The sequence below is a fragment of the Weizmannia agrestimuris genome, from assembly GCF_943193165.1.
GTDB classification, from domain to species: domain Bacteria; phylum Bacillota; class Bacilli; order Bacillales; family Bacillaceae_C; genus Weizmannia; species Weizmannia faecalis.
The window spans coordinates 1-1337 of sequence record NZ_CALPDC010000101.1 but is presented as its reverse complement, the minus strand read 5'-3'; the positions used below and the strand labels follow the sequence as shown (position 1 = coordinate 1337).

At 44.6% G+C, this 1337-nt stretch carries 2 protein-coding genes; both read left to right on the top strand.

Annotated features, from left to right (window positions below; all coding sequences use genetic code 11):
* Window positions 1-335: DUF6431 domain-containing protein (locus tag NFR98_RS15720; protein ID WP_035182540.1), on the top strand; the 335-nt coding region annotated here is incomplete at its 5' end.
* Between the two features lie 42 nt (window positions 336-377).
* On the top strand, window positions 378-1337 hold a 960-nt coding region (locus NFR98_RS15715), incomplete at its 3' end, for a DDE-type integrase/transposase/recombinase (RefSeq protein WP_214644914.1).

The following is a 1337-nucleotide window of genomic DNA, read 5'->3' as shown; positions in this document are numbered from 1 at the left end:
CTTATAAAAGATATAAATCGGAATGTATTGAAACGGTTTTGACTAATCGTTCCAATCATGATATTCCGGCAGATGAATCAACACTTTATCGTTGGATAGACTGGTTTTATTTTTATGTAGAATACTGGATCCATTGCCTTGTTTCCATTAAACATCAGACCAAACAAGATGGGGACGACCTGAAAGTTTTGCCCGAAACTTCGGGGACCGCACTCCAAAGATTAGGGCGATTGGTGGGCAATGCCTCCGGATGGCTGGCGCGTGTTGTCCGACCCGTTGTAAATTTTTATTTATGGGTACATACCCGTTCTGCATTCTTGTCCGGCGGGGGTTGATTTACACTCATGGTAGATAAATAGGAAAGGAGTCTATCATGAATGGATCACAAGAAAGCAGATGAAATGGCAGCCCAAAGGTTTCAACTCATTTCTCCATTATTGGCGGATGGATTGGATGCCGGAAAAGCGAAGGAATTAAAGGAACAAATTTGTAAGGCCTCCGGCCTTTCTGAAAGGACTATCAGGCGTTATTTAACGCAGTTTCGAAAAGAAGGATTTTCAGGATTGAAGCCCAAAGGAAAGCAGTCCCAAACCAAGCCTGAGGCAGTCCCGCCACATATCATAGAACAGGCCATTCTACTTAGAAGAGAGGCCCCCAGCCGAAGTGTTTCACAAATCATACAGATACTTGAATGGGAAGGTCTTGCAGAACCCGGGCAAATCAAACGTTCAACCCTTCAGGAAAAGCTATCAGAGAGAGGATACAGTTCCAGGCAGATGAGGCTTTATTCGCAATCAGGAGTGGCAGCCAGAAGGTTTCAAAAAAGACATCGGAATCAGCTTTGGCAGTCTGATATCAAATATGGCCCGTATTTACCGATTGGCCCAAATGGTGCCAAGAAGCAGGTATACTTGGTCGCCATTATTGATGATGCGACGAGGTATGTTTTACACGGTGAATTTTATCCGACACTTGATTCCCGGATTGTGGAGGATGCTTTTCGACAAGCAGTGCAAAAATATGGTGCTCCCGAAGCCGTTTACTTTGATAATGGCAAACAATACAGGACGAAATGGATGGGGAGAACCTGTTCAAAACTTGGAACCCGGCTGGTTTACGCGAAGCCATTTTCGCCAGAAAGCAAAGGCAAGGTTGAAAAATTCAACCGGCTCATTGATTCTTTTCTGGGGGAAGTCTCACTAGAAAAGCCGAAGACATTAGAACGGTTAAATGAACTGTTTCAAGTCTGGCTGACAGAGTGTTATCAGGAGAAGCCGCATTCTGCGCTTGGGGAAAAGATAAGCCCAAGATCGGCATTTAGGAGTGACAGAAAAGCA